A 6,125-nucleotide genomic window follows, 5' to 3' on the forward strand; every position below is an offset into this window, starting at 1 on the left:
AAGGGCGCGCTGGAAAATATGGGCACGCAGCTCGCGACGGACGCGGCGACGTCGGTCCTCAGCGGCGTCATGGAGTCGGCGCTGAGCTTCATCCCCGGCGTCGGGCCGCTGTTGAGCGGCCTGATAGGCGGCATGTTCCAAAGCGAAGGCCTCGTAACGCGCCCCACGCTCGCGATGGTGGGTGAGCACGGGCCGGAGTTCGTCGTAACGCAGGAGCGGATGCGGCGGTTGTTATCCGGCGGCCGGCCCGGCTACGGCTTCGGCCCGGGCGACTTCGGCACGCCGAACGTGAGCGTCGGCTCCCCCACCGTGAACGTCGAGGTTACTGTGGCCCCGGGCGTCGACGCCGACATCCAGACCGCGTACCGCGCGCGAGCCGGCGAGGCCAGGTTGTCGCAACTCGAGGGTTAGTCCCACCCGTCTCAATCCCCATTAAACCATCCCACCGTTTACCACCGGCGCCTCGCGCGGCCGGCAAGCTTTCCATAATTCAAAATTGGAGGGGTTCAATATGCCCGACGAGAAGAAGCTCAAACCGCCCGAGGCCGGCCCCGCCGCCGCCGTTCCCTTGTCAGATAAGGCGCGACAAGTTATAATCCCAAGGAGACCGATATGGGGCAGACGGTAACCGTCAAGGTCAGCGCGACGGCGGATCGCCTCGAAGAAGAGCTGGCGCGGGAACTAGAGCAAGCGCTCACGTTACATTGTAATCCCGGCCGAAGCTCCTTTCTATCGCAGTTACACGGCGGGGTGGCGAAGGCAGTTGCGAAGAGGGCCGCGCGCCGCGCTCTCCAAAGACGCGGCGGAACCGGGATAGGCTCGCGGTTCGTGGACCTTGATATTTTACCGGAACGGGTGAAAGGCCAACTAACCGTAGATTTGGGTGCTTGCGGGCCCGCCGATTCTTGGGAACACGTCAAGGCTATCGTGGCGGAAATAGAAGCTGCCCTCTTCCCGATACCGACGGATTGTTGTGAATTCCGGAGTTATACTACGGAGATGGAAAAGCTAACGCGGCCGGAATTGACCGGGCCGTTGCGCGCGTGGTGGGAGAAGGTTTCGAATTACTGTCTCTCGGCTGGGATGTGGCCTAAAGAGGGCGGTATCTGGACGTGGCCTAAGATAGTCGTTGATTCCGGTTATCGCGTTTTGGGGACGACCGTTACGGGCGAACACTATGACGAATATGGCCTAAGGGACGCCACGAGAGATAAGTGGGGCCATTGGATCGGTTATTCAATCGACATACCCACGAAGAAGTGGCGGCTCAAGTGGGAACCCGCTATATCCAAACATGAATTCTACGACGTTGTGGAACCTTTAGCCGAGGAGTGCGGTTTGTATAGGCCTTTCGGCGACGACGACGAGGCGCACTGGCGGCTCAAAGAGGAGAGGGCGACGACCGAATTAGCGGCGATATGGGATTTAGCTAGGGATAGGCTCTAACTTCGTGGTTCGCCGAAAGGTTAAGTGACGATATGAGGTTTGCCTTTCGCGCCCGTATATTTCTCGCGGTTTGCGGGTTAAGTTCTACCGTTTTCGGCGCCGGTACGACCGCTAAAAACGGAGAAAAGTATCCGGTCGATTATATCTTGACCGGTTCATGGGGCTCTCGCGATTTAGGATCGGCGCAATTCGAAACGCCGGAAGATATCGCGGTCGCCGAAGACGGTACGATATACGTAACCGATTACGCGAATTTCGTACAATACTTTACGAGCAACGGGTCGTTTATAGGGAAATGGGGTTCGGGTGGGATCGGCGATGGTCAGTTCTTCCACCCGCACAGGATTACTATTCCACCTGGGGGCGATTGGCGCGTTAATTGCGCCGTCGCGGCAGCCCCGGATGGTAACGTTTACGTGGCTGACGCGGGGAATAATAGGGTACAATATTTCACTCGTTCAGGTTCGTTTTTAGGACAATGGGGTTCTAAGGGTTCGGCGCCCGGCGAGTTCGAACGTCCCGTCGACGTAGCGGTAGGTTCTTACGGTAATATCTACGTAGCCGAAGCCGGGAATTGGCGAATTCAATGTTTCACTTCCAACGGGACTTTCCTGGGCAAAAAATACCTGGACCGTTCTTACGAGTCGCGGTTAGTACCGCCGTTGCGCTTGGAATTCGACGCTCGGGGTATCGGATACGTAATCGGCCCGATCCCGGGCAAGGTTGAACGTTATACATATTACGGATCGTACCTGGGCGGGTGGAATACCCATGTCCCCGGCGAGAGCGTTAACGAATGGCTACAGGCCATCGCCGTGGGCCCTGACGACACCATATTCGTGGCCGACGGCACGGACGGGAAGGTTAAACGTTTTTCAACTACCGGTTCTTTTCTTAATATGTGGGGTTCGTCAGGACACGGTAAAGGTAAATTCGCCGGCGGTATGTCGCTCGCGGTTGGCCCCGACGGCACCGTATACGTTGCCGACGGTCTCCAAAACCGCATCCAGTACTTCCGCCCCGTCTTAGACGAAGATTAAGTAACAACCTTTCCTCACCGTAAGTTTCCCATTTCCCGTAATCCCCACTAAACCATAACAGCGTTTACCACCGGCGCCTCGCGCGGCCGGCAAGCTTTCCATAATCTAAATTGGAGGGGTTCAATATGCCCGACGAGAAGAAGCTCCAACCGCCCGAGGCCGGCCCGGTTGACCCTATCCCCAACCGCGGCACCTTGTCGGTGAACCGATAACCCGCTATAATAAAAGGGGGGCGAAATGGGACAGAGTATTACGGTTAAGGTAAGGGCTACGTTAGATAGCTTGGAGGATGAACTCCGCAGGGAAATCGAGCGGGAGCTTGAGCAGCGTTATAACCCGTCACGGAATCATAACGTAGCGAAGTTGAACTCGACGTTCGCGGCGGTAATCGCGCGTAGCGCGGCGAAACGTGTTAAAAAGCGCGAGGAGAAAAGACCTCCCTTCGCGGATACGATATCCGTCGTAGCGTGGGCGAGCGATCTACCCGGCGGTGCTACTTCGGATATACCGCGTAATGTACGTGCGATAGATTTATATTTAGTGCAAGAAAAAAGGTGGGTTACGGATTTCCAATTTTGGGCCGCCGATCCTCAATCGTTGAAGGACGGTTTAAGTCGCTACCCGCGAATAGACGACTTATTTATTATCGCGCACGGTATTTGGGAACCTACTTTCGTAATAAGCACGACGCCTCGCCCTACTTCCGGGGACGTTCCCGGCCATTTCGGCGAATCGTATTTCCTCAGCGGGATTTCAGCCGAGGAAGTCGTCGAGATTTGTAAGCCGTATCTGGCTGGCGGCGCGTTGCACATTTGCGCGTGTAATTTCTCCGAAATTTGGGAGCAGCGGCAAGAGGAATTCTTTAACGTACGAATAAAGCACGGGCCTTACTATGTCTGCGAAGATTACCGGCCTGCTATACAGTATTTATATGAGGCCCACGGCCTGGAATCAAATATTGAAGGTTAGGGTGGCCATGAAAGGGATCCGATTTCTCGGGTTAGGTTTTCTATTCTTTTTGACTTTGCTTTTCGCGGCTTGCGGGAAAGAAAAACCCCCCGCGGTGAAATACGTCTACGCCGGCGGTTGGGAGGTCGAGCCGGTAGGTAAGGGCGAATGCCCTCCGCCCCGGGCAATCGCCGTAGCACCGGACGGCCGCGTTTACGTCGCCGAGCCGCATAGGGATCGAATCCGGTATTTCACCCCAACAGGTTCGTTTTTAGGAGAGTGGGGCAGCGGTGAGAAATCCGAATGTATGGCATATACCGGCCCTACCGACGTCGCGGTTGCGCCCGACGGTACGGTTTACGCCGTCCATTGTAATAGGACCGAAGTCCGGTATTATACGCCGGTAGGTGTTCCGTTGGGGAAGTGGGGGCTCCGGGGTTCCGGCGACGGCGAGTTCATCTGCCCCATTTCGGTAGCCGTCGACGGCCGCGGGATGGTTTACGTTTTAGATGGTATGAGCCGTCGCATTCAGTATTTTTCCCCCGCCGGGTCTTTCCTCGGTGAATGGGGAACCCGCGGCAAAGGTAAGGGCGAGTTCGAGGAACCTTTCGGCGTAGCCGCGGCACCGGACGGCACCGTCTACGTCGCGGACGCCGGCAACTACCGTATCCAACGATTCAGCGCCGAAGGTTCTTTCTTAACCCAATGGCGTGAGGACGACGTTGACGACCCCGATTATCTCTGTCCGTACGGCGTCGCCGTTGGTCCGGACGGTACCGTGTTTGTAGCCAACAACGGCTATAATCCCTTGATGTATTTCTCCCGCACGGGTTCATTATTAGGTTCGGTCAGCGGTTTAAATATTCACTTACGCGGTTCCGGCCCCATCGCCGTTAGTCGTAGCGGTACGGTTTACGTTTTAGACCAAGGCCGCCACCGCATTCAGTCCTTCCGCCCCGTCGCCCCCGAAGATAAGTAAAAGCTTTCCCCCCCAGTAAGTTTCGCACATTCCTTAATCCCCACTAAACCATCCCACCGTTTACCACCGGCGCCTCGCGCGGCCGGCAAGCTTTCCATAATTTAAAATTGGAGGGGTTCAATATGCCCGACGAGAAAAAGCTCCAACCGCCCGAGGCCGGCCCGGACGCCCCCGCGGAGCTCAACGAGCTCTTGCGCGAGTCCTACTTCGCCTGCCTGGCCGACAAGGGCAAGACCGACGAGGCCGCGCAGAAGGAGTGCGCCGACGTTGCCTGGGAGAAGGCCAAAGAGAAATTCGAGGAGGCCGAAGGCGAGTGGACGCTCAAGGCCGAGGCGCGCTTCCGCAAGGAGATAATCCGCGTGGGCCGCTACGTCCTCCCCGACGACCCGGGCAAGACGGTCGACGTCACGCTCGAGCGCCTGCGGGACTGGGTGAACGATACCCGGGCCGCCGGCGTCAAGACCTGGGTCCCGTACCACCACTCCTACCATCCCGCCGACAACGCCGGCTGGGTGGAGGCCTTCGAAATAGCCGACGGCAAGCTCTACGGCGTCTTCAACATCACCGACGGGGACACCGCGGCGAAAATCGTGGACGGCACCATCCAGGACGTATCCGTCGGCGTGGGGCCGGTGCTCACGGCCTGCGGCCGCCGCTACGACGAGGTCATCCGCCACGTCGCCCTGACCCTCGACCCCCACGTCCGCGAGCAGGACGGCTTCCAGGCGCTGATGGAAGCGCGCCGCGACGGCGGCTTCTACTTCTCCGCCGGCGACGCCGTCGCCGAGGAGCCGGAGCCGGAGGCTGGAGAGGCCGAGGCAGAGTGGGACGCAGAGTATATCGACGCCCTGCCCGACGAGTCGTTCGCCTACATAGAGCCGGGCGGCGAGGCCGACGAGGAGGGCAAGACGGTCCCGCGCGAGCTGCGCCACTTCCCGGTCCGCGACGCGGAAGGCAACGTCTCGCTCCCGCACGTGGAGGAAGCGCTTGCGGCGCTGGATACCGAGAAGATGTCCACCGGCGAACCGATTCCGGAGGAGGACCGCGAGCGCGTCCGCGAGGAGCTGGAGGCGCTGCTGGAGGAGGCCGGGGCCGAGGGCGAGAAGCCGCCCGAGGAAGACAAGGCCGCGGTCGAGGCCGAAGGCGCTAAGTCGCGGCGGCTCGCTAGGTTCCTCGGCAAGCTCGGCTTCCGCGGCGAGGCCCCGCCGGCGAAAGACGTCGCCCGGATGGAGACCCGCCTCGACGGCCTGAGCGCCCGCTTCGAGGCGCTGCGCGGTCGGCACGAGCGGCTCGCGACCGAGTTCGAAGCCGTCAAATCGGAGCGCGACAGGCTCCGGCTGGAGAAGCTCGAGCGCGCCGCCCACGACCGCATGGCCTTCGAGGCCGAGGCGAGCCGCTTCGCCGCGGCGCTGGTCCGCGCGGGCCGCGCCAAGCCGGCCCATCAAAGCAAGTGGCTCGAGCTATACCTGAAGGATAAGGACCTCGCGATGGAGGCCGCGGCGGCTCTGGAGGTCCGCTTCGACGCCGCGCCCACCGGAGGCGAGCCCCAGGAGCACGGCCGACCCGCGGAACCGTCGCCTTTGGCGCGCGAGAACCCGGAAGTGGTGGAAGTGCTGAAGGCGATGGGCTACGACGAGGCCGCCATCGAGCGCCGCCTCGGCGAGCTCTACGGCCAATTGTAACGGCGGGGTTCATACCCGCCGCCCTATACC

The 6,125-nt window shown here is 60.0% G+C and carries 6 protein-coding genes; all 6 read left to right on the forward strand.

Annotated elements, in window-relative coordinates:
* Positions 1-411, forward strand: a 411-nt coding sequence (locus tag VMX79_11505; GenBank protein HUV87724.1) for a hypothetical protein, incomplete at its 5' end; no start/stop codon positions are given.
* Positions 412-612: 201 nt separating this feature from the next.
* On the forward strand, positions 613-1,446 hold the full coding sequence (locus tag VMX79_11510; GenBank protein HUV87725.1) for a hypothetical protein: 834 nt from the start codon (positions 613-615) through the stop codon (positions 1,444-1,446).
* A gap of 146 nt (positions 1,447-1,592) precedes the next feature.
* Positions 1,593-2,486 (forward strand): hypothetical protein, encoded by an 894-nt coding sequence (locus VMX79_11515; protein HUV87726.1) that lies wholly within the window; start codon positions 1,593-1,595, stop codon positions 2,484-2,486.
* A 237-nt stretch (positions 2,487-2,723) separates the two neighbouring features.
* Positions 2,724-3,455 carry a hypothetical protein gene (locus VMX79_11520; protein HUV87727.1) on the forward strand — a complete coding sequence of 244 codons (732 nt, stop codon included), beginning with the start codon at positions 2,724-2,726 and terminating at the stop codon, positions 3,453-3,455.
* A 286-nt stretch (positions 3,456-3,741) separates the two neighbouring features.
* On the forward strand, positions 3,742-4,413 hold the full coding sequence (locus VMX79_11525) for a hypothetical protein (GenBank protein HUV87728.1): 672 nt from the start codon (positions 3,742-3,744) through the stop codon (positions 4,411-4,413).
* Between the two features lie 122 nt (positions 4,414-4,535).
* Positions 4,536-6,095 (forward strand): hypothetical protein, encoded by a 1,560-nt coding sequence (locus tag VMX79_11530; GenBank protein ID HUV87729.1) that lies wholly within the window; start codon positions 4,536-4,538, stop codon positions 6,093-6,095.
* The last annotated feature ends 30 nt before the right edge of the window (positions 6,096-6,125 follow it).

The sequence above is a fragment of the bacterium genome (assembly GCA_035529855.1).
GTDB lineage: Bacteria > RBG-13-66-14 > B26-G2 > WVWN01 > WVWN01 > WVWN01.